Here is a 25726-nt window from a genome sequence, read left to right as displayed (position 1 = left end):
CTGGTCTTCGCCCGCATCCACGCCTCCAACGTCTGTTTCTGTTCTCCCGTCATCGGCAACGAGTCGGTTGGTTTCCACATACCCCAGACGATACCAGAACCAACCAATATTGGAAAGATATTACTGAGACACTACACTAGCGTATGCATACTCTTCAGATAGAGTGCGCACTGCTCAGCTAAGCCGTTGAGGAGATTCCGCTCTTCTTTCAGAAACGGTCCTTCGGCCTCGTCTCCCCGCTCCTTTAGATACACGACCTCGATCTCGCCTTGTTTTGTCCCACTGAAGCAGATGTTTGATTGCAACACCCAAGGACTCTCGGAAAAATTCTCTGACGTGCAGATCACGCCGTCGCTAACAATCCGAGCTGCGCAGACATCTGGATATTGGAAGCCGGACGGTATGAGGGTGACGATCTTTCGCAGGGTTTCATCGACTGGTGTATCGTGGTCTTGGAGAAGACGGGCCACCTTCTGCAGGAGTGTCAATTCTTTCACGCGCTCACCGAGTGTATGGATCAGGACCTCCCGCTCCTGTTCGGCCAGCCGGCGTTTCGTAATGTCGCGCAAGACGACCTGGATGGCGGGCATTCCGGCGTCGATGATCATAGCGGCAGCGACCTCAACATCTACAATGGTCCCGTCCAGACACACGATTTGTTCTTCCAACATTTCCGAAGGCATCCTCGTTTCCATGATCCATTTGATACGCTGTCGGATCACCTCGTGAAAGTCGGGATGAAAGAACTCCGATGGCGAATGGCCGATCATCTGGTCGGAACTCGTTGCACGAAAGAGGCGGAGACCGCGGTCGTTGATGAATACAATCCGGTCTCCGCGGTTAACAAAGATGGCGTCTGGACTGACTTCCACCAAAGCCTGAAATCGTTTCTCGCTGTTCTGAACTGCTTGCTTGGCGTGTTGCTCTTCAGTGATATCCACCATAACCCCGATGGATTCTTTCGGCTCGCCGTTGTCCATGATGACGTTGACGTAATCTCTGAGCCATACGATCCGCCCGTCGGCGGCAACCATGCGATAGTCAAATTGGTGGCTCAGTCCTTGCCGTGTCGCCTCTGCACAGGATGCCAACACCCGTTCACGATCCTCAGGCACGATGCGGTCCTGCCAGAATGTAGGCTCTTCGATCCAGCGACGAACGGGATATCCTAAGATCGTTTCTGCTTGGGGACTGACGAAGGTGAAGCGGAAGGTCTTGCTGTCACCACGCCACACGATGGCATGGATTGATCCCACAAGGTCATGATAACGGTTCTCTACTATGGCAAGCGCTGCTGCGCGGTTCATACTGAAGAGGGCCGTCATCCACAATGTACCAATAGCGAGTGTTCGATTGGCGATACCAAAAGAGACGTCTCCTGGAGGAGAAAGAAAAAACCCAAGTATGATCAGTCCGGTACAAGATCCTGCAACAAGAACGGTCGCTCTTGGAGAGGGCAGCCAGAAAGACAAAATAACCACAAAGGCATAAAGAACGCCGTCCGCGATTCCGAGAGGCGTGTGGAGGTCCAGCAGGAACAGAGAGCCTGCCAGGAGGATGCACAACAGGAGAGCCTGAGATGGGGGGACCTTACGAGGCATTAAACCCAGCACAGCGTTAGCGGTGAATCATCTTCAGAAGCACATCGGACTGAAACTTCTAGACGCGATGCTCTATCGATGACCGCCATACAGAGATGCGCGGGTTTGTCAGCTATTCAGGTGAGCCGGAGTCGTATCGGGACACCAAACTTTAATAAGTATGCGGTAAGCATGCAGAAATAATCAATTCGGTATTTTACTAGGGGCTTTGGATCATGGCTGATGGTCAGAAGCTGGCAAGGAGGCGTCGAAGACTTCTGTCACAACCCAAATCGAAAGGGTTTCCACCTTTCTACTTGAGAAGGCCTCATCCGAAGAAGGTATGACCTGGCCCCCTCGAACTGGAAGATATCTCTGAATGGGTATCTCGACGAAAGGCTGTGCGGTCAGGGCATCATCTATCGATCTCGGTCACTCGACAACCCTGCGGAAAAGAAGGGCCGTCACATCCGTCGCCTAAGCAATCGAGTCTCCTTCCGAGTTCTCGGCGATCGATTCGCATCGGTCTTTCTGAGCCTCCACCTCCGCCAACTCTAGCTTAGCCCAGAGTGTATTGCACCGGTCGTTTGAGCCAACGTTACCTGGATCTCAGGGAAGTTTACGAACTGATTTGTGGCGGACAAACCGTGAACTTGGATGAAGGCGATGCATGTTAATTAGCGCTGGGACCGCCTATAAACCGCCTATGGAGCGGTGAGTGGGGAAATGCGTTGTAAGGAAGTGATTGAAAAATTGGAGCGGGAAAAGGGATTTGAACCCTCGACCCTCGCCTTGGCAAGGCCGCACGACAAAAGAACGTTAAGATCTTGATCTATAAAGCATTATCCTTGCGAATCTTGCCAATTCTATTTCACAATTCATCACTCTCAATCCCAACAAACACTAGTCATTCACTGCATTCTGGGCGCTGGCGCCCGCGTTATTTAGCGCGGAAACGAGATAACTGTTCAACAACGTGACAGCCTCTACGAGCTGTCGATCAAAGCCAGGGGAACCGTGAGAATATCCACCGGTGCTCCCCTTCATGCTGTGCCCGAGTAACGCCTGCCGGACCTCATAGGAGACCTCTAGGCCCTTGAGAATCGTGGTGAACGTGTGTCTCAAGTCGTGGAATCGGAGGTTCTTGAATAGGCCGGGATGATCCTTCCTGCAACGTGCCAATAAACGTTCCCAGGCCCGTTTGAATGATCTCTCGGTGGCCCAACGGCGGAAGATACGGCCATGAACAACCTGCACCCCTGACGTGATTGCTCGCCAGGCAAGGTTGTTCAGTGGGGTTTTTTCTGGCGTCCCCTTTTTTACCGAACTCCCGGCCTCAGGGTGCAGCCAGCGCTGTCCATCCCGGACACGCCGGAGCCATGACGTCTCGATTTCGAGGAGCTTCCCCTGACGTAATCCTATGGTGATAGCCAGTGTAATCATTCGCCCCATGTCTGTGCTCGCCCGGTCCAACAGGATCGCGAGTTCTTCGTCCGATGCCACTCGCTGTCGCCTGACCTCTGGTGGTAGTTCTGCGTGATCGCATGCGTTATTTCTGACGATATCATGAGCCTCAGCCAACGATAGAATGCGCCGCAGGACCCCAACCTCTTTTCTGATTGTCCCATTTGCCGCTTTCTGTTTGCGGCGGGAATCGATGTAGGCGTTCACTCCGGCTAATTTGATCGACTCAATCGGACCGGGGAAGGCCTCGCACAGCCGTTTTACGATTGATTTCATGCGTGGCATATCGACGCATCCGGACCGGCGGAGAGACGGGAAATAGTGCTCATCGGCAACGGACCGGAGGGTTGGGCTAGACCCCCGTACGTCGTCCTGTTTACCGGCGGCGATATTCGCAACGATCGTGTTAGCCATACTGATCGCTAGCGCCATCTTCTCGTCGTGAGTCCCGACGTTGTACCCGAGCAGAGGTCGGTATCGTTCCCCGTGGTGACGGAACTCTAGGTGCGTTGCCACGCCATTAGGCTTTTTTCTGTCACGATACCCGACGCCACTCATTATTCACCTCGCCGATAGAGAGATCGACGATTCTGGCGATTAGGCGTAGGACGGTCAATCCGTTCTTTCGAGGGGGTACCTCTCTGACCCTTCAGCCAGGCCAAAAACTCCTCACGTGGGTAGAGCCACTTCTTCCCACGGCGCTCACGGCACGGTGGGTCCCAATTGTGGAGGGTGTTGCCATGGCAGCGGGCGATGCCCGCTGCCTCTGAGTGGGTGAGGAATTCGTGAGTAGCAGAGATCATAGGTGGGCTCCTTGGTAGCGGGTTAGTTCTGGTCGTCTGGCAGTACTGATCCTATGGCGTCAATCGAGCCATTGCGCAGGCGATACCGCGCCTGGGATGCCCGTTTTTCGTCCTCGAGCCGGGCCCGCCACCACTTGTGCCGTCCCTGTCGTATCGCGTCCGTGAGGAGACTCTCCATAGTTGCAGCGATCGACCCTACACGGTCAGCCTCGCGCTGCCATAGATAGAGAGCAATATCCGCGTTTGGGAATTTGACACCCGACCGCTGCAGGACCTCCGACATCGAGCGCATGTCGATTGCCGAGTGACGCATCGCGTCAATTGCCTGCTCCGGAGTGAGTTGGATATTCTCAGTGCGTTTTTCCATCTGTGCCTCCAATTGCCGGTGGTTGCGCCGGCCATATTCGCGTTGTACCGCGGATGGGCCGAGGCCGACTACACCCACATACCTAGTCTTACAAAAATATTTTTGAGCTCATCCTTGACGCTGTACGTACGTAGGAGACACTAGGAGGGAGGCGGCTTCCTGACCCGACACCCTCTTGCTCCTTATCATTTATGTATAATGTGGGGATGAATGACGACAAAATCAGAAATCAGGTAGCGGTACGACGACTGAAGGGGAAAGTCACGTTCGAGTCAGCCCCAACACTGGATGAGAAACGCCGCGACAGGAGCGGTAAATCGACCACGAAGTCGACTAGAGCACGACTGGAAAAACCAAAATAACCTAGTCGACCTGTAGCACGAGTAGCCCATCCAAGCCAGCGACACGCAAGGCAAATTCCACCTATGCTTCAAGCCGCTTTCCCACCCATCTCTCATCCAGATTCCCGATCCTTGTAACCAATCTCAAATGCGCCGGAGCGCAGCACCGTTTGTCCGCACAGCCAGCGTGACCAACCTCCATCCCCTCAGGGATCGCTCTACGGTGCGATAACATCCAGCTCACACGGTGTGCGTACCATTCCTCTCCACCAATCTTCAGTCTCGCATACCCTGCGCCGTTCGGTTTGCCGGGCCACACCAAACATTTGCCCGATTTTTCGAGTACTTGTAAGAACCAGTCGGCGAAGAATTTATCCCTCACAAACCCAGGCGCGGTAGCGTGCGCGGCATATAGATCTGATACGCATCCGACCGTCAGCACCCGCGCTCCGATATCCCGCCCAACCTTCTGCGACACGTGCGGCGCTCGCGGGAAAATATCGAGGACCAAGCGCCCCGGGGCCGAGCCAGTCGCCCTGAGCGCGTATTCAACGATCGATGGCGGCATCTCTCTGCTCATCGTGCCAAACGACGGAGGGCGGACATCCTCGCGCAGCAACGGCCGCTCCCAGCCTCCCCATGCATGAGTCAGGTCCCCGGCGATCAACTGCATCTCAAATCTGCTCCCGAATAATCCGGCGTTGCTCCCCCACACCCAGAGCGAGCCAGTGTCAGAGAGGACGCGGTAGAGCTCATCGTAGAGCTCCTGCTCTTGCGAGCGGTGCAGCCGCCCGGGGAGCGTGCAGAGAATGACGTCGGCGAGGACTGAGGGCGTCCGGCCGAGCCAGAGGAGGACCTCGGTAAGGGCCGCGTCAGGGGTGTGCTGATTTGGTTGAGTTTCGTGGAAGTTAGGCATGGGTGCGTTTCCTTTTTTTAAGCAAACGGATGGTGCGAGGATTTCTGTGTGTCATGAGCCCCTCCATGAGTTCGAGGCGCGGGGACGTTGGTGCTTGCTGTCATGGCAGGACTTTAGTGGCGAAGTGTAAACCTCAGGCCATCGGTGTTGTGCCAAATGCAGTTATAATTTGTCGCAACAACTCATGACGGGGGTAACGGTTCGACTAAGCCCACAGACCTAGATGCTAGTGAGTGGGATGGGAATAAGGTGAGGCGTGACGGAAACGATTACTCCAGATCAGGTCGTTTTGATTCTCTTAATTGATCTAAAAGGGCCTGTATAGTCATCGGCGCGTTTCCCTCGGCGCGGTTATTCACCAAAACATAGGTACGCCGCTGCTCGGCCACGGCGTTGCGCACCAACGCCACCGTATCGCGTCGCATCTCCGCCAATTCCCCCACAATCTTTTTGTAGGGTTCCGCCCGTTTTTTCGCGGCTTCATAGGTCATCTTGAGCGGCGTCAGGAGCCGCAACACGGTGAAGGGCGCCGTAAAGGTCCCCATCCGTTGGTGCTGGTCGGCTAGGGGTGGCATATACGACCAGTGATTGTAGACATGGGCCACGCCGTGTTTCTCCAGCACCTGGTGATACTCTGACCCAAGGAGCCCAGCGTTGCGGATTTCGACCGCATAGCGAAAATCAGGGGGGAGCTGGGCGAAAAAGGTATCGAGTCGTCCACAGAACTCTTCGCTGGAGAAGCCGTGGCGCTGGAACTCGAAGAGGAAGGGGCCGGTGTGCGGCCCGAATTGCGTATCCCGATATGGAGCGAGCACCAGGTTCTTGAAGAGCTGCGCATCGAGGAAGCGGGTATTGGGCTGGCCGGCCTTGGTGCCGTACCGGGCCTGCTTGGCATAGGTCGGGATCGTGAGCTCTTCCCACACCTTAAAACACATCTCGAAGTCTTCGGGAATCTGGGTGAGGTACCGGCGCAGCTGGTTGGCGGTCGGCGGGCGATAGAACGTCGCGTCGTTGCCGACCGTCCTGAATAACGGTTCGTGCTTGTATTGATATTGGCAGTACTCTCCCAGGCATTCCCGGGCAAACGCCGTCTTGGCGTATGGCTTGCGATAGACCTGGCCTTGCCAGCCTTCGTAGGTCCAGGTCGAGGTTCCGAAGCGCACGAGCGGCGACAGTGCCATGACCGGCAGTGTACGACTACCTTGCGATCTCCTCAATCCCATCCCACTCCGTGGTCACCTCCCGGGACGCCAGGAGCCGGAGGTCGTGCACCGTGAGGGTCACGGTTGAGAACTGGGTTTCGACCCGTCCCGTCACCACATAGGCGTGGTTCGTCGCCAACAGATGGCAGTACCGACGATAGGTGGCGGGAAACACCGTGGCATCGTAGAGCGCTGTGTGATCCTCCAAGGTCAGGAACTCCATTGGCTCCCCCTGCTTGGTGGCGACAATCTTCTCGGTCACCAGCCAACCGATCACAGTCACTTGGTGCCCGACATGGTGCGGCAAGTCCTTCGCCGCGATAGACGGGATGCGCGCGACAACCTCCTGAAACAGGTCCAGTGGATGACAGCTGAGGGGGAACCCAAAGAGGGCCAGCTCATGGGACAGCCTTCGGTCGACGGTATACTCCGGCGGAATCGGCAGGCACCCGGGCGGCTTGGCCGCCTGCGCCGCGAAGAGTCGCCAGAGCAGGGCCGGTCTGGTGAGCTCGCCCGCGATCGAGTCCAGGCAGCCGGCCTTGATCAGGAGGGTCGCTTGAGCGACCTCCGGCTTCACCCGCTCGAGCCAGTCCCCCAAGGACCGGTAGGAACCATGCGCCTGCCGTTCGGCAATGATCCGCTTGGCGAAGTCTTCCTCTAGCGACCTGATCTGCATGAATCCGACCCGAACGGTACGGCCCGAGCCCGTATAGGCCCAGTCACTCGCGTTGATGTCGGGAGGCAGGATGGTCAGGCCCATCCGCCAGCCTTCAGACAGATAGGCAAACGTGGAGTAGTAGCCTCCCTGGTTACTGACCACGGCGGCGATGAACTCGGCGGGATAATGCGCTCTGAGGTAGGCCGACTTGAAACTCACCTGGGCGTAGCTGGCTGAGTGGGGCTTACAGAAACTGTAACCGGCAAAGCTCATGATCATCGCCCAGATCTGATCGATGATCGACGGCGTGATCCCACGGGCTGCGGCGCCGTCGTAGAACTGCCGCTGGTAATCCCGTAGCTGCCGCTCTTTGTGCTTCTTGCTCAGGACTTTCCGGAGTTGGTCGCCGTCGGCCACCGAGAAGCCGCCCAAGGCCACGGCCACCTTCATAACATCCTCCTGATACACCATGATCCCGTGCGTATCCGCGAGGACCTCGTCCAGCAGGGGATGGAGGGAGGGATAGCGGTGTCCATGCGCGCGCCGGACGAATTCATCCGCAAAGACATTGGCGGCGGGCCGGATAATCGACGAGACCACCACTAGATACTCGAACACGTCGGCCTCGGCCCGCCTGGCCAGCGGCATTCCGGCCCAGAGCTTCTTGAGCAGGAGCCTGGTGGCGGGAGATTCGACATAGAAACAGCCCATCGTGTCGCCTTGTCGAATCAGCTCGTTCGTGGCGGGATCGCAGATGGGATCCCAGGTCGCATAGTCGATGGCCCGGCCAGTGTTCTGTGTGATGGCGGCGAGGGCATCGCGGATCACGGCCAGCGACCGGTTGCCGAGCAGATCGATCTTGACCAGTCCCGCGTCTTCCGCCTGATCCTTCTCCCATTGAATGACGGGTAAGCCTGAAGCTGAGATCTCTACCGGCACATAGCGACGAATCTCATCCGGCACCAGGACCACGCCGCCGGGGTGGAGGCCCAAATTTCTGAAATGCCCCTGGAGTTGCACGGACCAGGACAGGATCTCCGGCCAGGGGGCTCTCAGGTTCAACGACCGGCAGACCTGCTCCGCCCAGGTCTGCGCGGTGAGCCCTGGTGTCACCGCCACGAAATCAGCCCGTCGATGCAGGAGTGTAAGCCCCGTGCCGATCTCGCCCGCCGGCATCCCATAGACCTTGGCAATCTCGCGCATGGCGGCGCGTGGGGCCAGGGTGTTTTGGTTGGCGACCATGGCGGCCTGTTGATGCCCGTAATGACTGAAGACCCAATTCAAGATCTGGGGACGTTCATCCCAAGGAAAGTCGATGTCAATGTCGGGCGGGTCGTGCCGGCCCGGATTGAGAAAGCGTTCGAAGAGCAGATTGTGTCGAATGGGGTCGACGTGGGTGATCCCGAGACAGTACGAGACGATGGCGGCGGCGGCGGAACCTCGGCCACAGGTCCGTGGGGCTTGTCGGACGATTTCATCGACGATCAGAAAGTAGTGGGCGTAGCCCTTGTCCCGGATCACCATCAGCTCCGTGTCGATTCGGAGCCTCACCACTTCAGTCAGTTCCCCATAGCGCCACTTCGCGCCGTCATAGGTTTTGGCTCGTAACGTCTCGTAGGCCGCGCGGGTCGACAGTTGACGGAACGCGGGAAAGATCGTCTCCTTGAAGTCCCAGTCCGTGTGGCACTGCTTGGCGATCCGGCGGGTGTTGGTGAGCGCCTCGGGGAGGTGGGGAAACTGGCGGGCCAGCACCGCTTCGGGCATGAGCCAGTGTGATGGCGCGCAACAGTCCTCCGCCCGGAGCCGCGAGAGGGTCGTATTCTGGGCGATGGCCCGCAGCAGCCGGTGGGCTTGGTACTCGGAAGGATGAAGGAAAGACGCTCGCGCCGTCGCAACGGCTGGCAGACTCAAGTGCCGGCTGACGGTCACCGCCTCGTGCATCAGGGGCCCTGGGGTCAGTTCAACGAAGAGGTCCTCCGCCGAGTCCTGCTGCCAGGCCGTGAGGGCGGTCCGGTCATCGGACAGCAGGATAAGGCCGTCGCGATGGCGTGCTACCGTGCTGATGCAATCGAAGGATGGGTCACTGTGCCGAGCCGACAGAATCCGGCAGAGGTTCGCATAGCCGGCCGGGGTCTTGGCCAGCAGGACCGCGCGGTGCTGCTGATGGACCAGTTCCGCCCCCAAAATCGGCTGCAGTCCGGCCTGCCGTGCGACGTCGAGAAAGCGCATGGCGCCATAGAGCCCGTTCGTATCCGTGAGGGCCAGAGTGTCCTGGCCGTGATTCCGGACCGCCTGGCAGAGCGCTTCCAGCGTGGGCACGCCCGACATGGCCGAATAGGAGGAATGGGTGTGGAGGTGAACAAAGGGGGATCCCACTAGTGACTCCTCCCATACCGGATGGCCTGTTCCCCAAACCGGGCATGCAGCCGGTCGAGCGCCATGGCCAGGTTTTTGGCCCGTTCCTGCCGTCGCTGCGTTTCAGTGGGCTGGTCCGTGAACAGCGAGCCTTGTTCGGCGTAGGCCGTGAGACCGGTCAGACTGACGGTCATCGCACGAAGCCGGACGCGGCGGCGAAAGCTCCGCTGGAACAGAGAGGAAAGCACGGGCGAGAGATCAACCTCCCAGCAGGTCTCCGATGAGAGAGGAGCCCGTTTCGTAAGCTCGACCTGATCGCTATAGCGGATCGTGAGTGAGAGGATCCCGCAGACCCGCCGTTGGCTCCGCAGTGTGCGGCAGAGCCATTGCAAGACATCTTGGAGTCGCCCCCAGAGCACCCGATCATCAATCTCATCGGGATCGATGACGGTGGTCTCTTCCAGCCCCGGTTGAATGGCGGGAGGCAGCACGGGGACATGATCGATCCCCTGGGCCCAGCGCGACAGTTGGCCAGCATAGTCGCCGAGGACGAGGGTCAACGCCTCAAGCGGGCTCTCGGCCACGTCTCCCAAGGTGAGCAGGTTCAAATCGTCGAGCCGGTTCAGCACGGTCCGCATGCAAGGCCGATGGAGCCCGGGCAAGGTACGGACGGAAAGCGGCGACATGAAGACCTGCTCAGACCCGGGCCGGACATCGTACAGTTCTGAAGGCTCCACCAAGCTGGCGGCAGTATGCGCCACCAGCTTATTGCTGCCCACGCCGGCCATGCCTTCAAAGCGATACCGGGCCAGGATCTCTTGTTGGACCTTTGCCGCCACATCGCAGGCTGGGCCAAACAATTTCGCCGTGCCAGTCACATCCATCAGGAACGAGCCCGGCTGCGAGGGTTCCCACACCGGGGCATAGCGGGTCACCACGCTCAGCAGTGACTGATCCGCGCGCTGGACGCGAGAGGGGTTCGGGGCAAGAACGTGGAGGGAGGGGCAGAGCTGTCTTGCATGCTCGAGCGGCATGCCGACGGAGAGGCCGTCTTGGGCCGCTTCCGGTGAGACATCACGAAGCAGCGCACGCGGGGTCGTTAGTGGGGCAATCGCGAGCGGACGGGTGGACAGCGTCGGGTCGTGCTGGCGCGCGACCGCAATCTCGAACGATGGAATGGCAACGCAGACAATCTGACGATCCATGAGACGAACTCACAATGCGCGATGACCCACCTACCTTTTGAGATGCCGGATGACGCCCACGACGATCCCTTCGATCTGGAAGGTATCGGTTTCTTTGACGACGATCGGCTGCATCGTGTCGTTGGCGGGCTGGAGTTCGACCACCCCGTTCTTGCGCCGGTAGGTCTTGATCGTCGCCTCCCCATTCACGAGGGCAATGACCGTCTGGCCGTTTCGGGCGGTCGCCTGTTTCTGGACGACGACCACGTCCCCGGGAAGAATGCCCTCATCCCGCATCGACTCACCTTTCACCCGCAGAGCAAAGGTCTCGCCACGACCGATCATGCTCTTAGGGACCTCCACAGGCTCGGTTTGTGGAATCGGCTCGATCGGTGCCCCGGCGGCCACGATCCCAGCTATCTGGAGGTGCCCCCTGGCCAGGTAGAGCAGGGCGATTTCCGCCAGGCCCGGGATACGCCGGCTTCCGTCTTCATAGCGAATGATCGAGCGCCGCGTGGTGCGGATCTTTTGGGCAAGTTGGTCCTGCGTAAGGCCAAGGAGGTGACGGGTCTGCCGAAATTCAGCCGGTTGCATAAGTGACCAATGGTCACATATGGCAAGAGAGGCTGTCAAGGGTAGTGGGCTCCTGATGGTGCAAGAAGGGGGCGACGTGACTATGATGGCTTGACGGCTTCAGATTAGGGAGTTCATGCCGCTCGCTAGGCGTTGCTCCCGGTGCTCCGCTTTCCGCCTCGGCCCCACCGGCGTACGTGCGGAGCGCGTAGCACCAGCCCTTTGGCGCGAGCACGACCGGGAATGCCCTGGGCATGACATGATTAGGTATTCCCATTTGCACCGGCATGATGTAATGTGGTGCATCTTCAGTTGATGAGGATTACGGTGCCTAATTCCAAACGGCCCGCGCCACCAAAAGTCAGGCGCAAAAACACGCGAGCCTCAGTGACGTTTCCGCCAGAGCTTTACAGCACGCTGGAACGAATTGCCAAAGGCAAGAAAGTTTCCGTGGCCTGGATCGTCAGGGATGCGGCGGAAAAGTACGTTAATGACCAGTGGCCGTTGTTCAACCGAGAGACTGCCTGATGGCTGCAACGCATACATTCTATGAGTTTTTTGCCGGTGCCGGAATGGCGCGAGCTGGGCTTGGCGCAAAGTGGCGTTGTGTCTTCGCCAATGAGTTCGATGTCAAGAAAAGCGTTATCTATCGAAAGAATTGGGAAACGCCTGACGTGCTGAAGGTGGCCGACGTCGGTGCGCTCGTGACATCGGATGTGCCTGGCATCGCTGATCTCGCCTGGGCTTCATTCCCGTGCCAAGACCTTTCCTTGGCCGGCGCTGGCGCGGGCCTCAAGGGCGACCGATCCGGCACGTTTTGGCCGTTTTGGCGTCTGATGCAAGGCTTGATTGAAGAGGAAAGAGGACCAAAGCTGATTGTGCTTGAGAATGTATGTGGCACGCTTACCTCGCATGGCGGCAAAGATTTCGCCGCGATCTGCTCCACCTTCGTTAAAGCAGGTTACTATTTTGGTGCTGTCATCGTGGATGCTGTGCGTTTCGTACCACAATCTCGCCCACGCCTGTTCGTGATTGGCATCCGCGATGACTTGGCACCGATGGTGCCGAGCATCACAGCAGAAGGTGCCTCGGCATTGTGGCATCCGCGCGGGCTGCTAAATGCTTACGAGAAGCTCTCCAAAAGCGTTAAAGACAGGTGGCTCTGGTGGAATCCCTCGGCACCGGCGAGGCGATCGGGTACGTTCGCGGACTTGATTGAAGATAATCCGGTGGGCGTCGAATGGCATACGGCCAGCGAGACGGCGAAGCTGTTGAAGATGATGAGCGACACCAACCGCGAGAAAGTCAACCAAGCTAAAGCCTCCGGTCGACGCATCGTTGGTGCCGTTTATAAGCGAACACGGGTCGATGAAGTTGGGCGCAAGGTGCAACGGGCGGAAATTCGATTTGATGACATTGCTGGCTGTCTGCGTACGCCAGCCGGAGGATCGAGTCGCCAAGTGATCGTGATCGTCGATGGAAAGACCGTGCGGTCGCGGTTGATTTCGCCGCGCGAAACGGCGCGCCTGATGGGACTGCCTGATGACTACGAACTACCGGCGAGCTACAACGAGGCTTATCATCTGACCGGAGATGGCGTGGCGGTTCCCGTGGTGCGTCACCTGGCGCAGCATATCTTCGAACCGCTGCTGGCAGCGCGGATCTCACGCTCACGGGTCGCCGCGTGAGCGTGATTCCTTGTCAGCAAAACGCAGAGCTGCAAATCAAAATTCGTGAGTTCGCTGAAGTCCTGAAAACGCAGTCGCACCAGCTTGGCGAACACGGCCTCGACGAGCTGGAGTTCTATAATAGCGGCCTCTTCAGGGGAGCGATCGAGCGGATTCGCGGCCAGTTCGCCGCCACGATGCGCGATAAGCGCGAGTTTGTGCAGCACATCCTGAATCACATGCAGGACGGAAATTTCATCAGGGAATGGAATTCGGCAGGCAGCGAAAACCGCCACGATTACACAGTGACCATGCCGAGCGGACGTGTGGCAGTGATCGAGCTGAAGGGCTGCCTTGACGGCAATAACACCAACATTTTCGAGCGCCCCCCGCACGCGCAAGAATTCATCATTTGGAGCGTTTGCACAAATCCAGGAGCTGACCCGCAACTCAATGCTTGGTCGGGGATTCATACGCGGTTGAGCGCGGAAATCATTTCACGGGAGCAACGCGTAGACGGAGTTATCATCTGGGACATGGTGTGTGGCACGGTTGGCCGCCCCTGTCCAAAGCTGACCGGCGAAAACGATCCGCGTATCACTGCGTTAAGTCACTACCGTTTGCCGCCCCCCTGCATTTACCTGTTGCCGGCGACGATCCCATCCCCCCGCAACAACCCAAATCCTCCTCCGCAGCGGCTGCAGGATGTGGAGCTACTGCAGGCCTTCGCGAACTGCTTCCGTGTGGATAACAATGATCTTAACTATGTGAATTTTGCGGTCTCGCATGAGGGCGCGGATACCGTGCGTGCCACCACAATCACGCGTAACGCTGTTGTTCAGCGCCAGTCCGGTCCCACCGCAATCAGGCGATCATGACAAAGATGCCGCCGCAGGGCGGCAGACGATACAAGAGGTGAGGAGCCCTATACGGCCCAGAAAACACATCAACATCTTGGAAGGTTAAGTTTATGACAACAGGGTTCTACGCTCGGCTCCGATACCGCCGTCAAGACGATGACGAGCTTGCGGCGTGCATCGATCGGGTTGTCAAACAATTAGAAGACACCTCCACTACCAGTGATCGTCCTGGCATGCTTCTCGGGAAAATACAGTCTGGGAAGACCCGCGCCTTTGTCGGTGTTATTGCTTGCGCTTTTGATCGCGGCTTTGATATCGCTGTCGTTCTGACAAAAGGAACCAAAACATTATCCGCCCAAACAGTGGCGCGTTTGGCCAGTGACTTTAGCGAGTTTATCGAAGAAGATGAGTTTCTTGTCCTCGATATCATGCAACTGCCGGGAAAGTTAATTAAAAGCGAACTGCGACGAAAACTTGTAATCGTAGCAAAAAAACAAACGGCTAACCTACGGCGACTAATTCAGTTTTTCGATAAAGATTACCCTGATCTAAAAAGTCGGAACGTCCTTTTAATTGACGACGAAGCCGACTTGGCAAGCATTCGTTTCGTCCCCTCAAGAGAACACCCTGAAGATATCGAGCAAGGTAAAATCGCTGAGCAAATGGACGACTTGCGGCGGCTCGTCGCTAAAGTCGCATTTCTTCAGGTTACAGCAACGCCATACTCTCTCTATCTTCAACCTGAAAAGTACGAACCAGCAGGCGAAGAAAGCTACGTCTTTAAGCCCAAGAAGCCGGCTTTCACAGAACTCTTACCAATTCACAGCGGCTATGTCGGCGGCGACGACTATTTCATATCTACCGACGATGACGACCCGCGCTCACACCTAATCGTCGAAGTACAGCGCGAAGAACAAGACGCCCTCCGCAAGCCCGATCAACGTCGTATTAATGCAGGTCGCGTGTTGGATTCGCCGAACACCACTGGATTGGTACGCGCAATAATCACGTTCATTCTTGGTGCGTGCATACGGCGTTGGCAGCAGGAAGAAGTCGGGGAGAAGAAACGCAAATACTCGATGATTATCCATAATGACACGCAGAAAGCAGCGCACACGTGGCAAAATCAGGTCATCGAGTGGGTATTCGAAGCAATTACTAAAGAGGCAGCCACGGCACCCAAAACGCTCAATCCACTTTTTGATGCCGCATACGCAGACTTGAACGTCTCAGTCCAAGCCAATCGAGGGCGAATGCCAAATAAGGGGTTGGCTTTCAAGATGTTTATCGAGGCGCTGCAAAGCGACGATGTGGTGCGGGAAACGGTGAACTCCGACAAAGACGTCATGGCGCTTCTGGACGATAAAGCCGAGCTCAAGTTAAGAACCCCGTACAACATATTTGTTGGTGGAAACATTCTCGACCGAGGCATTACTATCCCTAATCTGATTGCGTTCTACTACGGCCGCAATCCCAAAACAATGCAGGCTGACACTGTTCTTCAGCATTCTCGAATGTATGGTAACCGCGACCGCCGTGATCTTGCAGTAACGCGCTTTCACACATCACTAGACGTGTATGACCGTCTTTATACGATCAATGCCTTTGAAAATGCTTTGCGCGAAGCGTTTGAGAACGGCACTCACGAGCAAGGCGTCGTATTCATCCAATCCGATGTGGGAGGCAGGGTGCGGCCTTGTGCGCCCAATAAGGTGCTTCTGAGCAATATTGTCGCAATGAGGCCGAATGGCCTCTATCTGCCAACTGGCTTTCAAACCCGTACAGGCCGCGACATGAGGAAAGCGCAAGACGCTTTGGGTAAGATGATCCCAATCGACATTCGGGACAAGAAGGCATTCGTCGAGATCGACCGCAAAGAGGCCCTAGATATTTTGAAATTAATAGAGACGACTTTAGAGTTTTCCGACAACGAGTTTGAATGGGACGCATTGCGCGGTCTTATCGATTACTACTCGGACGTACGGGATGGTGGTGACGGTAAAGTCCTTCTGGTAGCTGAAACAGGGCGGCGACTTTCGAGAGAAAAGTCTGGTGACAAATCGGGTCTTTCAATTCTGGGTGGCTCCGATATTCGGCGATTGGTGCTTGATCCAAGCCGGTCGAAGCCGGCCCTCATTGTTCTTCAGCAAGAAGGAACGAAAGATCTTGGTTGGTCAGGGCATAGGTTCTGGTGGCCCATCCTTGCGGCGCCCGGCACGGTAGAGTCGTGCATTTTTGCAACCAAAGTCGCATCAGATTGACAAGGGGGATGGGCACGAACTGTCCGACGGAAAAGCGCAGTCGCATCATGCGTGCAGTGAAGGGACGCGACACCGCTCCGGAAATGCAAGTGCGCCGTTTAGTGTTTGGGCTGGGCTATCGCTATCGGCTCCATCGGAAAGATTTGCCGGGCAAACCAGACTTAGTCTTTATCGGGCGGCGTAAGGTGGTGTTTGTGCATGGGTGCTTCTGGCACGGACACGATTGCAGACGAGGATGCCGAACTCCCAAAACGAATGTAAATTATTGGCGGAACAAACTTGCGCGAAACCGCGCGCGCGACGCTGCCAATGTTGCTGCACTTGAGACAAAAGATTGGCGCGTGCTTGTCATCTGGGAATGCGATCTGCGAAGGAATGTGCAGATCACCTCTCGCCTTCGCCGTTTCTTAGGTAGGTAGCCACGCGAGCACGGAGAGAGAATTGCAATATTTCCCCTGTTATGGAGACCTGAGGAATAAGGGGTTCTGCGTTCACTGCGGCCGCGCTGACGAAACGAGTGACCACGTACCGTCCAAAGTGCTTCTCGATGAACCCTATCCAGAGAACCTCATGGTGTGCCCGTCCTGCCTTAGCTGCAATAATGCGTTGTCTCCTGACGAGGAATATCTTGCCTGTCTGCTTGAATGCCTTATTGCGGGTGATGTCGATCCTGCGACGATCCGACGCCCGAGGATCGCTCGAAAGCTGACTCAGAGCCCTGCATTGCTACGGCGCTTGCAAGGTGCCAAAAGAGAATACGACGGCCAATCTCAATGGTCCGTAGAGCACGATCGTGTAAAAGCAGTCGTGTTGAAGCTCGCAAGATGCCATATGGCTTTCGAACAGAACGAACCGCAGATCGACCTGCCGTCCTACGTCGGCTTCAGACCGCTTGCAGTCATGGTTGCGACGGAGCGATCGGCGTTCGAAGATGGCCACGATATGGGTTTGTGGCCGGAAGTTGGTAGTCGCGCCATGCAACGGCTCCTGGTGGCTGGCTCCGACGTTTTCAGTGAGGGATGGTTGATTGTTCAGGATGGCAACTATCGCTATAGGGTCGATTCTGGCGGCGGATATAGAGTCAGAATCGTGCTTCGGGAATATCTCGCTTGTGAGGTAATCTGGGAATGACTCCGGTCTTCCATTCCATGATTTTCAATGATTTAGTGAATAATCAAGGGCGTTGTCATTCACTCCTTTGGGGGTAATTGGGTCGGGGATGACACAAGCATGAATAAATGTCAGCTCTTTGAGAAGGGGCAAACTTGCGAAGATTTCTTGGAAGCATGCCTTTGCCAAAAGGCAGGGGATCAATCCTGAGCACAAATCGATTCCCGTGCACAGCTATGCTCTATCCCGCCTCTCTACTTCTAGCACTCTATAGATGTTTCTCGCCGAGGTCGCGACGGAAGAATGGCTGAAACTGGCTCTGGCCAAGACTTGACAAGGATTCTGTATCTGCCGCATACTAAAAAGTAAATGGTTATCGTATCAAGCGATGACCTAGCTTCCCGCTGCCTGTCATGGGCGGCGGCACCTCGCCCCTCATGCATCTGCATGGCGCGCAAGGTACCAGATCAGGCGAGACGCCTGCCTCCGGTGGATGGCCCAATCCCGCGCCATCCTCATCTGGACCGATCATAAAGTCGGTCCTTCATCACATATCGCTCCGTAGCGTGACGCCTACAGCGTGGCATTGTCTCGCCTTCCGCCAATTCTGGCATAGGGCCCTGCCAATCCCAGGATAGTCCTTCGTCACGCTCACGGAAGATCTGCCGGGAGGGGGAATTGTCTATGTATCGCCTCAAAGGGAATCGGCCGCGCCCAAAGGGACCTCTGAATATAGTGATCTCAGAATATCCAAAGCAGGTTGATGATGCGGAGGATGCAGTGCTGGGCGACCAACTCCTTAGTGCGCTAGAGAAGCTTTCACCATCGGAACGCCTCTCTTTCTGGCGCAGCCTAAATAAGGATGAGATGGGCCATGTTATCGATGAGATCTTGGACATCGGGACGATTGACGAAAAGCCAGCGTGGAACACATTTATATTCAGGAAAGGATTTACCCATTTTGGCACCCTTACCTTAGGCGGGAAATTCAACATGAAATTGGCATATCGGCTGTTGGATCAATTCATAAAGGATTACTACCAAGAACTCCTCGGGCCCCACTGGTACTCATCCGACAACAAGAAACGCCAGCCACTCATTTTTGCATTTGCCGATAAAGGCAGTGATAAGAAAACGAGCGCGAAGCTGCGGCGACAGTCACAGGGCCTGCTTTCGGGAAACCGGACCATTAAGTTCAGCAAGGACAATAAATTACATTTCCACTTACTCATCAAGTGTTCCGACAAGATTCCTCTTGAGAAAGTTCAAGAAGCGATCAAAGCCGCTCCTGCGATCTGGAAAAATCTTAACAAGGTCTTCTCTATTAAAAGCTGTGCGGAGGCAAAGATTGAACCAATTGCAGATAAAAAAAAGGTCATTTTGTACTCCCTGAAAAACTTTCCCGATCTGCCACTCGGCCGCGTGACCCCCTCCCAGTCCCTCGGTGCTCCCGCGACGCAGCTCACTCTGCCAATCTGACGGTGATCTTTCGACCGTGAGACCAACGGTGATCTTTCAACCGTTGGGTGGCAGAGTTGGGACATATCCTCTTTTTCGGATGCTTGCATCTATCGATATTCCTTTGCCCACACGCGGAACACCTGATTTCATCACCCCCCCCAATCCGTTGCGACGGCTCAGTCGATGTTGAGGTAGATTGATTGAGAGGGGATCATACGGTCCGACACCCAGCGACAGGATTCGGTCGCCGTGATTCTATCCCCCCCCCCCCCTTAAATGGTCCCGAGCCATCCAATGCATGCCCAATCACATCGATACCAACGCAGTGGAGTTGACCGGCATCGTCGGGCCGGACCCAGTTTTCAGGTTAATCCTGAGCCTCCCCCGATTGTACAGACACTTCCATAAGGAGCAGAATGAGGAAATCGGATGGCAGAATGGCAGTCGTCACACGACGTCGATATACCGAGGACTTTAAGCAGGAGCCGGTGCGGTTAGTGCGGGAGTCCGCTCGTCCTGTCGCCCAAATTAACCTGGCGGCTCGATATCTGAGAGACCTCACTAGGCACTACGGGTCTCAGGACTTAGCCCTTCTCGCCTATAACGGCAATTTGACCTCCTCTCAAGCCCGCTACGTGATGCGTGTGCACAGGGTGCATTGACATCGCCAGACCCCCAGGACCAGAATTCTGTGATGGACGAGTCGCGCACAAGGACCGACGAGGAAAAAGCAGCACGCCGGCGCGTGCTCGATGAGCTCGTCCGCGAATCTGAGCGGCTAGGTTTCTACGAAGATCCTCCTCCGCCGTACCTCTTCCCAAGTGTGAGTTTCACAGACTGACGGATCTTCTCAAAATCTTCCGGGTGCGCAGACGGCCGTACTGATCCTCTTAGATCTAGAATCGTCCCATTGAGTCTCTTCTTCCATGCACTCATCGCTCTCACGATTCTCTTCTTCTCGATTTTAAATGGACAATCGTACTCCTGCAGCCTGACCACCTGTAGTTTCCCGCGTGTCATCTTGGGAGTATAGCCCCTACGGGCCAACTCAGTCACGCCTCCTAACCAAAGGAGGATCGGATGCAACCAATCGACACAAACAGAGTAGAGCTCAGCGGTCGGATCGCGACTGAGCCGATCATGCGCATTGTCCCGCCGGGGACGACGTTCTACGTGTATTTCGAGCTGCGCAGCTGTGGCGAGTGGCCGGATCACACGGGCACGTGCGTGTTGCTCGAATATCGGCATACCTGTTTTGCCCAGGGGTCGGTTGCTGGATCAATTGCATGGGCCAGCGAGGGTGATGCGGTGATGCTCGTCGGGGCCATTGACCTGATTCTGGATGACTATACGGGGCCAGAGATGGTGCCGTGCTACAGGCCGGCGATCAGGATCCAGCAGATGCAAATCATCGAGGAAGGAGAGAGCCAATGATCGAGGAGACAACGTGGATGCCATCGTACGAGGAGCTCATGGGGCTAGGGTGGGAGATGAGCACGATGATGCCGACGAATCAGGCCGAGGTCTGGGCGCGCATCCTCTACCACCTCGCCGTCGTCACTCCGGCTGAGTGGGCGGTCCGTATCATGTGGGTGGCCGAGACTATCCGGCTGCAGTCGCCTGTGCGATATGACGTGGAGCGCCTGCGCATTCCCGTTAGCCGGGCAGAGGCGTTTGGGGCGGGGTACACCGGGTCACGGCTTGGCATCGAGTCGGTCACGCTGCTCGCGTGCATCCTCTACGAAATCGAGCGCGCGCTGGGGTCGGACCACATATCTATCCTCCCGGTGCGCTGGTACAGAAACGGGCTGCGCGCGCGGGCACAGATGATTCAGAGCCAGGAGGTGGCGGGATGGAACGACTAACGCCTCGGGAACATCAAGTGTGCGCAGGTCTGCTCGCCGGCAAACGGTACAGAGAGATCGGGCAGGAGCTGGGGCTCCGGCGCCACAGCGTTGCAGCCCTGGCGAAGCGCGTCTACAGGGCCCTGGGGGTCTCCGGGCGTGCCGCATTGCTGCGGCACGGCATCCTCCGCGGCTGGGTGCCTGGGACAAATAGGAATTTGTCGTGGACGCGGCGCGAGCAACAGGTACTGAATTTGGTGCTGCGCGGCAACACGCAGAGAGAGATCGCCGCGTGTCTGGGGTTGTCACTCAAAACGCTAGACCTGACGCTGAGAGCCATGCGGCAGTACGCGGGGGCCGAAACCACGGCGGTGCTTGTGCGGTTGGCCGTGGAGCAGGTGGCTGGGATGGTGTGACGAGAGGAGGGAAGGGAGGCCGGCCCCCGTGAAGAGGGCCCGCTCATCATGCCGCATCCTCTTCGCGCTCCATCAGCGATCCCAGCACGTCCCCGTGCCGCTCTCTCAGTTTGCTCATCGCGCCGTGCTCGATTTCCCGCACGCTCTCGTCGCTGATCCCCAGCTCCCTGGCGACCTTCTTTTGTGTGATCTCTTCCTCGAAAAAGCCGAACTTGGCACGGACCACGAACTCCTCTTGGGCGTGAGGGCACCTAGGATCTGGTCAACCTTGGACCCAGAGTCATAGGCCTCTGTGCGTTCGAGCGGGCTGGCAGACTTATCGGCCAGCGTATCTCCGAGCGTCATGTCCCCATCCGACTCATCGACAGGGGCATGAATCGAGACAATCTGCGCAATTGAATTGATCGTGTTTTCTACCTGCACCGTCGTCAATCCTGTTTTTGCCGCGATCTCGTGCGCCTCTGGCTCACGCCCCAATGCCTGTACGATGTCGCGTGAGACGCGGTTGATTTTATTGAGCCGTTCAACCATCTCCTCGGGGAGCGGGACAAGCCGGTCTTCCATGACTCCGCGCTGAATCCCTTTTTTGATCCACCAGTCCGCGTATGAGGCAAACCGGTAGCCGAGTGTGTGATCGTAGTTCTCCGCCGCTCTCATGAGCCCAATGCTGCCCTCCTGAATCAGGTCCAGGATGTCGCACCCGGACCGCTCGTAGCGCCGGGCGATGAGCTGCCCCAGAGCGATCTCCTCTGCGTGCGTGAGGACTCGCTCGGGGAGCGTGGAGGCGTACTGGCGGGCTGGATCGGTGTGTGTGTTCATGCTGACTCTCCCTCTTCTTCCCCAAACCATTGGATGCCCAACTGCTCCCCCCGGATCCGTGCCGGCCGGATGCCGCGCTCCTCCGCCTTGCGCAGGGCCCTGGATACGCTGGCCTGATTGACACCTAGGCGCTCAGCGATCTCGACCTGCCCGAACCCCCACGTTTTGAGCGCCAATACATCGGCCAACTGTTTCTCCGTGAGGGCCGCCGGGTGGGGCTTGGTGTTGAGCGCGCAAGCGGGGGCTGGGGACGCCTCGTTGTAGACCCACTCGACGGCCTCATGGATGAGCGAGCGCAGCATGAATTGCCCGGCCTTGTCGCGGCAACGTTGGTGGAACCACCAGCGGCCGTGCGCCTCGCCGTCCGCGGCCTTCTTGCCGCACCAGTCGCAGAGGGGGTGCTGAGAGTCGGGCGAGAGCCCGAGGACCGCCAGAGTCGCGTGGAATGTTGTGCGTACGATTACATCCATTTGAAAAATCTCCAGATTGCGATCCCCCAGCCGACCACGATAGCCGCCCCAGTCGAATAGATGATCCAGCTCATCACGATGTCCGTGGCCCGCTCGCGCAACGGGTACATTTCTAGTGCGAGCATCCGATTGATGCGTTCGCCGATTGATTCCTCGGTCGTCAATGCCGCACGCTCACGCTCTGCTCCGATTCTCTGCCCCTCTGCCATGCCCGCGTGGTAGCCGATCGCATACGCCGCGCTGTCCTCGAGCGAGGAGGAGGGATCAGAGGGCTGCGCCACACACGCTGCTTCAGCGTGTGCCCGTAATGCAGGGCGTTTGCCCCCTACAGGGGCCTGTGCTGGTTTGCGCGTGGTGGTAGTGGCCATGATCCCTCCTGTTGCTCTAGATGACGGAGTTGGGGTTGATGAGGTAGCGGAGGCGGGCCCAGAATGAGCGGTTCTTGTAGTTGGCAGCACAGCGGGTATACCCACCGCTGACCCCTTCCTCGAACCCTGCGCATTGCCCCTCGATAAATCCGTCTCCGAATCCGCTCATGAGACCTGCTTGGTAACCCTTCCCAAATTCCTCACGACGGATGGCCTCATCGCGCTCCGCCTGCCGCTTCAGTTTCGCCGCATGCTTTTTTGCCGTTATCTGACCCATAGGACCTCCGTTTGGATTGTTTGTACTCATCGCTACGCCCCCTTTCTCTTGATGACCCGATAGTGTCTCGGCCCAATTTTGACCCGCCCAATCCGCACAACTGGGCGTGGCACGTGCGTCCAGGTCACGTTGTGCACAACGCCGCGGATCGTCTCGTCGTCCACCCCGAATCGTTTCGCGAGCTGCACGGAGTCCAGGTACCCACCCCAAAACGCGTAGTAGATTGGGCGGATGAGGCGCTCAGTGAGGACTGCCTTGGTGTGTTTCGATCCTCTGTCGTCGCGACGAAAGTGGATATTTGTGACCGCACCAGGCACGTGCCTGTACGCACGACCCATGAGCGCGTACCACAGCGTGACCCGTGTGACCCCTGCCTCCTCTGCTAGCGCTGGGCAGGTTTCTCCTGCGGCGTAGCGGGCGCGGTAGGCGACCACCTGAGCCTCGGTGAGGACGGACCAGCTCACCTGATCCCCGCTCAGGTATTGCCCGGCAGAGTGAGTCGCCGAGTGGTGCTCAGCGATCGAGAGTGGTACGAGGTGGCTAGGCCGGCAGCACACTCTGTTGCCGCACAGATGGTGGCACTCGTGCGTGCGGTGATTGAGCGGGAGGCCGTGGTAGAGGTGACAGACAAACCTGTGGACGTAGCCGATCTGGTACGGATTGCTGCACCGCGACAGGCGTACGTAGCGAGATGTTGAGTTGCGCGGCCCGGCGGCCTCCCAGCAATCCCCGTTGATCGTGACGGTCTCAAAGATCCGGCTGAGCAGCTCGTAGTCGGCCTGATTGACCTCAATTGGGAGATCATATGAGATCAGATATGTGGGATTCGTCGCGCTCATACTGGGGAGTATTAGGGCGCGGTGAGGGGTAGGGCGGACTATTTTTATGCCGGGAAAGTGATGTTGCCGGCATCAAATAGGCAGAGGAGTGGCACAGCGGGCGCTGGGGCCCGCCGGACGATTAGCTATTTATGGTTCAGAGAATGGGCGCCAGCTTTGGGCGCCAGAGAAACGTATGTGAGGTAAATATGGAGCGGGAAAAGGGATTTGAACCCTCGACCCTCGCCTTGGCAAGGCGATGCTCTACCACTGAGCTATTCCCGCTCTCAAGAGGACTCAAGAAGAGGGGGGATTCTACTGAGACAGGCATGTACTGTCAAGCCGCTCGTTCCAAGAAATTGGTTGAATCAAGCAGCTTATGAATTGGGCCACAAAAGACTAAGTCGTTACCAAATGGTAGCGCGAGATAATTGCAGTCAGAATTCCATCCAACACATTGTTTTTATAGCGCTTACTGCAATTATGTCTTATCCGTACTAGGGCCATTGGTACATGAACTACTCATTGATGGCCTGATCATGAATTTTGATCCTGTCACGGTAGTAGATCGTATAGTCTTTATATAACAGTAACTTGTAAATTTGCGTCCATTGCGATCCTGCGCAAAAACAATGGTTTGGATATTGCGATAACGAAGTGCCGTTATGACCAAGAATGTTCACCAGATGTCTAACGAGATCAAGAATCACGAGCTTGATTTAGCTAAACACGAGAGTGGGTTCTTGGGCAGATCCATCAGGAAGGGGGGTGGTGGAGTTCAGCTGTGCGGAAGTAAAGGGTACGCGGGCTCTTTGAGCCCTCAACTTAGGAGGTGTTCACAATGTTTTTGTCACGCAGACAGTTTTTGAAAGTCTCTGCGGGAACGGTCGCCGCGGTGGCGGTGGCCGACAAGGTCCTGGCGTTGACCGCGCTCCAGCCGGTCATTGAAGTCGGGAACCCGCTGGGTGACTATCCGGATCGTTCGTGGGAGCGTGTCTATCACGACCAATACCGGTACGATTCATCCTTCACCTGGTGTTGTTCGCCGAACGACACGCACGCCTGCCGCATCCGGGCCTTCGTCCGGAACGGTGTGGTCATGCGCGTCGAGCAGAACTATGACCACCAAACCTATGAAGACCTCTACGGCAACCGCGGCACGTTCGCGCACAATCCGCGCATGTGCTTGAAGGGCTTCACCTTCCATCGCCGCGTGTACGGCCCCTATCGTTTGAAGGGTCCGTTGATGCGGAAAGGCTGGAAGGCGTGGATGGACGACGGTTCCCCCGAGCTGACGCCAGACACCAAGCGGAAATACAAGTTTGACAGCCGCTTCCTGGACGACATGCTTCGCGTGTCCTGGGATACGGCCTTTACCTATGCCGCCAAGGCGATGGTGATCATTGCCACGCGGTATAGCGGTGAGGCTGGTGCGCGTCGTCTCCGCGAGCAGGGCTATGCTCCGGAAATGATCGAAATGATGAAGGGCGCAGGTACTCGGTGCTTCAAGCATCGCGCAGGTATGCCGGTGCTCGGTATTCTCGGTAAGATGGGCAACACCCGTATGAACGGTGGTATCAACGCGTTGTTGGACACCTGGATTCGGAAGGTCAGCCCGGAACAGGCGCAGGGCGGCCGTTATTGGTCGAACTACACCTGGCACGGCGACCAGAACCCAGCCCACCCCTGGTGGTCTGGTGCTCAGGGTTCCGACATCGACCTGTCCGACATGCGCTTCTCCAAGCTGAACACCAGCTGGGGGAAGAACTTCGTCGAAAACAAGATGCCGGAAGCGCACTGGAAGTTGGAATGTATCGAGCGCGGCGCCCGCGTGGTCGTCATCACGCCCGAATACAATCCAACCGCCTATCGTGCCGACTACTGGATGCCGCTGCGTCCGGAGTCCGACGGC

Annotated in this window: 22 protein-coding genes and 1 tRNA gene; 9 read left to right on the top strand and 14 right to left on the bottom strand. The window is 57.1% G+C overall.

Annotated features, from left to right (window positions below; genetic code table 11):
* Nucleotides 1-131 precede the first annotated feature (131 nt).
* The 8 genes from Q7U39_16515 to lexA all read right to left on the bottom strand — a co-directional run bounded on the left by Q7U39_16515 (nt 132) and on the right by lexA (nt 11464).
* Nucleotides 132-1565 (bottom strand): PAS domain S-box protein, encoded by a 1434-nt coding sequence (locus Q7U39_16515; protein MDO9119564.1) that lies wholly within the window; start codon nt 1563-1565, stop codon nt 132-134.
* Between the two features lie 918 nt (nt 1566-2483).
* Nucleotides 2484-3476, bottom strand: coding sequence for a tyrosine-type recombinase/integrase (locus Q7U39_16510; GenBank protein MDO9119563.1), 993 nt, complete (start codon nt 3474-3476; stop codon nt 2484-2486).
* A 393-nt stretch (nt 3477-3869) separates the two neighbouring features.
* Nucleotides 3870-4214 (bottom strand): hypothetical protein, encoded by a 345-nt coding sequence (locus Q7U39_16505; GenBank protein MDO9119562.1) that lies wholly within the window; start codon nt 4212-4214, stop codon nt 3870-3872.
* Between the two features lie 423 nt (nt 4215-4637).
* The gene (locus Q7U39_16500) at nt 4638-5471 is read right to left on the bottom strand and encodes an HNH endonuclease signature motif containing protein (GenBank protein MDO9119561.1); all 834 of its coding nucleotides are present in this window, start codon (nt 5469-5471) and stop codon (nt 4638-4640) included.
* 269 nt (nt 5472-5740) lie between these two features.
* Nucleotides 5741-6694 (bottom strand): DUF72 domain-containing protein, encoded by a 954-nt coding sequence (locus tag Q7U39_16495; protein MDO9119560.1) that lies wholly within the window; start codon nt 6692-6694, stop codon nt 5741-5743.
* Nucleotides 6669-9707, bottom strand: a complete 3039-nt coding sequence (locus tag Q7U39_16490) for a DNA polymerase III subunit alpha (GenBank protein MDO9119559.1) — start codon at nt 9705-9707, stop codon at nt 6669-6671. Before Q7U39_16490 ends, Q7U39_16495 begins: the two co-directional genes overlap by 26 nt.
* Nucleotides 9707-10891, bottom strand: coding sequence for a hypothetical protein (locus Q7U39_16485; GenBank protein MDO9119558.1), 1185 nt, complete (start codon nt 10889-10891; stop codon nt 9707-9709). The genes Q7U39_16490 and Q7U39_16485 overlap by 1 nt, the downstream gene beginning before the upstream one ends.
* A 30-nt stretch (nt 10892-10921) precedes the next feature.
* Nucleotides 10922-11464 (bottom strand): transcriptional repressor LexA, encoded by a 543-nt coding sequence (gene lexA, locus Q7U39_16480; protein MDO9119557.1) that lies wholly within the window; start codon nt 11462-11464, stop codon nt 10922-10924.
* A 506-nt stretch (nt 11465-11970) separates the two neighbouring features.
* Here lexA and Q7U39_16475 point away from each other — a divergent pair.
* From Q7U39_16475 to Q7U39_16440, 8 genes are all read left to right on the top strand, one after another.
* On the top strand, nt 11971-13131 hold the full coding sequence (locus tag Q7U39_16475) for a DNA cytosine methyltransferase (GenBank protein MDO9119556.1): 1161 nt from the start codon (nt 11971-11973) through the stop codon (nt 13129-13131).
* Nucleotides 13128-13988: a hypothetical protein gene (locus tag Q7U39_16470; protein ID MDO9119555.1), complete on the top strand. Its 861-nt coding sequence runs from the start codon at nt 13128-13130 to the stop codon at nt 13986-13988. The genes Q7U39_16475 and Q7U39_16470 overlap by 4 nt, the downstream gene beginning before the upstream one ends.
* A 92-nt stretch (nt 13989-14080) precedes the next feature.
* On the top strand, nt 14081-16231 hold the full coding sequence (locus tag Q7U39_16465) for a Z1 domain-containing protein (GenBank protein ID MDO9119554.1): 2151 nt from the start codon (nt 14081-14083) through the stop codon (nt 16229-16231).
* A gap of 831 nt (nt 16232-17062) precedes the next feature.
* On the top strand, nt 17063-17362 hold the full coding sequence (locus tag Q7U39_16460) for a hypothetical protein (GenBank protein MDO9119553.1): 300 nt from the start codon (nt 17063-17065) through the stop codon (nt 17360-17362).
* Between the two features lie 663 nt (nt 17363-18025).
* Entirely contained in the window at nt 18026-18820 is a 795-nt protein-coding gene (locus Q7U39_16455; GenBank protein MDO9119552.1) for a hypothetical protein, read from the top strand.
* A gap of 1062 nt (nt 18821-19882) precedes the next feature.
* Nucleotides 19883-20236: a hypothetical protein gene (locus Q7U39_16450; protein ID MDO9119551.1), complete on the top strand. Its 354-nt coding sequence runs from the start codon at nt 19883-19885 to the stop codon at nt 20234-20236.
* The gene (locus tag Q7U39_16445) at nt 20233-20667 is read left to right on the top strand and encodes a hypothetical protein (protein ID MDO9119550.1); all 435 of its coding nucleotides are present in this window, start codon (nt 20233-20235) and stop codon (nt 20665-20667) included. Before Q7U39_16450 ends, Q7U39_16445 begins: the two co-directional genes overlap by 4 nt.
* A complete protein-coding gene (locus Q7U39_16440; protein ID MDO9119549.1) occupies nt 20655-21062 on the top strand; it encodes a LuxR C-terminal-related transcriptional regulator in 408 nt (135 codons plus the stop codon). The genes Q7U39_16445 and Q7U39_16440 overlap by 13 nt, the downstream gene beginning before the upstream one ends.
* Nucleotides 21063-21176: 114 nt before the next feature.
* Here Q7U39_16440 and Q7U39_16435 read toward each other — a convergent pair whose 3' ends face one another.
* The 6 genes from Q7U39_16435 to Q7U39_16410 form a co-directional block, all read right to left on the bottom strand.
* Nucleotides 21177-21881, bottom strand: a complete 705-nt coding sequence (locus Q7U39_16435) for a sigma-70 domain-containing protein (protein MDO9119548.1) — start codon at nt 21879-21881, stop codon at nt 21177-21179.
* Nucleotides 21878-22351 (bottom strand): hypothetical protein, encoded by a 474-nt coding sequence (locus Q7U39_16430; protein ID MDO9119547.1) that lies wholly within the window; start codon nt 22349-22351, stop codon nt 21878-21880. Before Q7U39_16430 ends, Q7U39_16435 begins: the two co-directional genes overlap by 4 nt.
* The gene (locus tag Q7U39_16425; GenBank protein MDO9119546.1) at nt 22342-22719 is read right to left on the bottom strand and encodes a hypothetical protein; all 378 of its coding nucleotides are present in this window, start codon (nt 22717-22719) and stop codon (nt 22342-22344) included. The genes Q7U39_16430 and Q7U39_16425 overlap by 10 nt, the downstream gene beginning before the upstream one ends.
* A 16-nt stretch (nt 22720-22735) precedes the next feature.
* Entirely contained in the window at nt 22736-22996 is a 261-nt protein-coding gene (locus Q7U39_16420) for a hypothetical protein (GenBank protein ID MDO9119545.1), read from the bottom strand.
* A gap of 32 nt (nt 22997-23028) precedes the next feature.
* The gene (locus Q7U39_16415) at nt 23029-23835 is read right to left on the bottom strand and encodes an HNH endonuclease (protein MDO9119544.1); all 807 of its coding nucleotides are present in this window, start codon (nt 23833-23835) and stop codon (nt 23029-23031) included.
* A gap of 189 nt (nt 23836-24024) precedes the next feature.
* Nucleotides 24025-24099 (bottom strand) — tRNA-Gly (locus Q7U39_16410).
* Nucleotides 24100-24655: 556 nt separating this feature from the next.
* On the opposite strand from Q7U39_16410, the gene Q7U39_16405 reads away from it, so the two are divergent.
* On the top strand, nt 24656-25726 hold a 1071-nt coding region (locus Q7U39_16405), incomplete at its 3' end, for a molybdopterin-dependent oxidoreductase (protein MDO9119543.1).

The sequence above is a fragment of the Nitrospira sp. genome, from assembly GCA_030653545.1.
Taxonomy (GTDB): Bacteria; Nitrospirota; Nitrospiria; order Nitrospirales; family Nitrospiraceae; genus Nitrospira_D.
Note: the sequence above shows the minus strand (reverse complement) of the source record. Positions and strands in the feature narration are given on the sequence as shown.

Coding starts and splice junctions, on each gene's coding strand:
- Q7U39_16510 (MDO9119563.1), bottom strand. CDS start 3,476: ATGGCGCTAGCGATCAGTATGGCTAACACGATCGTTGCGAATATCGCC.
- Q7U39_16505 (MDO9119562.1), bottom strand. CDS start 4,214: ATGGAAAAACGCACTGAGAATATCCAACTCACTCCGGAGCAGGCAATT.
- Q7U39_16500 (MDO9119561.1), bottom strand. CDS start 5,471: ATGCCTAACTTCCACGAAACTCAACCAAATCAGCACACCCCTGACGCG.
- Q7U39_16495 (MDO9119560.1), bottom strand. CDS start 6,694: ATGGGATTGAGGAGATCGCAAGGTAGTCGTACACTGCCGGTCATGGCA.
- Q7U39_16485 (MDO9119558.1), bottom strand. CDS start 10,891: ATGGATCGTCAGATTGTCTGCGTTGCCATTCCATCGTTCGAGATTGCG.
- lexA (MDO9119557.1), bottom strand. CDS start 11,464: ATGCAACCGGCTGAATTTCGGCAGACCCGTCACCTCCTTGGCCTTACG.
- Q7U39_16475 (MDO9119556.1), top strand. CDS start 11,971: ATGGCTGCAACGCATACATTCTATGAGTTTTTTGCCGGTGCCGGAATG.
- Q7U39_16465 (MDO9119554.1), top strand. CDS start 14,081: ATGACAACAGGGTTCTACGCTCGGCTCCGATACCGCCGTCAAGACGAT.
- Q7U39_16460 (MDO9119553.1), top strand. CDS start 17,063: ATGGCTTTCGAACAGAACGAACCGCAGATCGACCTGCCGTCCTACGTC.
- Q7U39_16455 (MDO9119552.1), top strand. CDS start 18,026: ATGTATCGCCTCAAAGGGAATCGGCCGCGCCCAAAGGGACCTCTGAAT.
- Q7U39_16450 (MDO9119551.1), top strand. CDS start 19,883: ATGCAACCAATCGACACAAACAGAGTAGAGCTCAGCGGTCGGATCGCG.
- Q7U39_16445 (MDO9119550.1), top strand. CDS start 20,233: ATGATCGAGGAGACAACGTGGATGCCATCGTACGAGGAGCTCATGGGG.
- Q7U39_16440 (MDO9119549.1), top strand. CDS start 20,655: ATGGAACGACTAACGCCTCGGGAACATCAAGTGTGCGCAGGTCTGCTC.
- Q7U39_16435 (MDO9119548.1), bottom strand. CDS start 21,881: ATGAACACACACACCGATCCAGCCCGCCAGTACGCCTCCACGCTCCCC.
- Q7U39_16430 (MDO9119547.1), bottom strand. CDS start 22,351: ATGGATGTAATCGTACGCACAACATTCCACGCGACTCTGGCGGTCCTC.
- Q7U39_16425 (MDO9119546.1), bottom strand. CDS start 22,719: ATGGCCACTACCACCACGCGCAAACCAGCACAGGCCCCTGTAGGGGGC.
- Q7U39_16420 (MDO9119545.1), bottom strand. CDS start 22,996: ATGGGTCAGATAACGGCAAAAAAGCATGCGGCGAAACTGAAGCGGCAG.
- Q7U39_16415 (MDO9119544.1), bottom strand. CDS start 23,835: ATGAGCGCGACGAATCCCACATATCTGATCTCATATGATCTCCCAATT.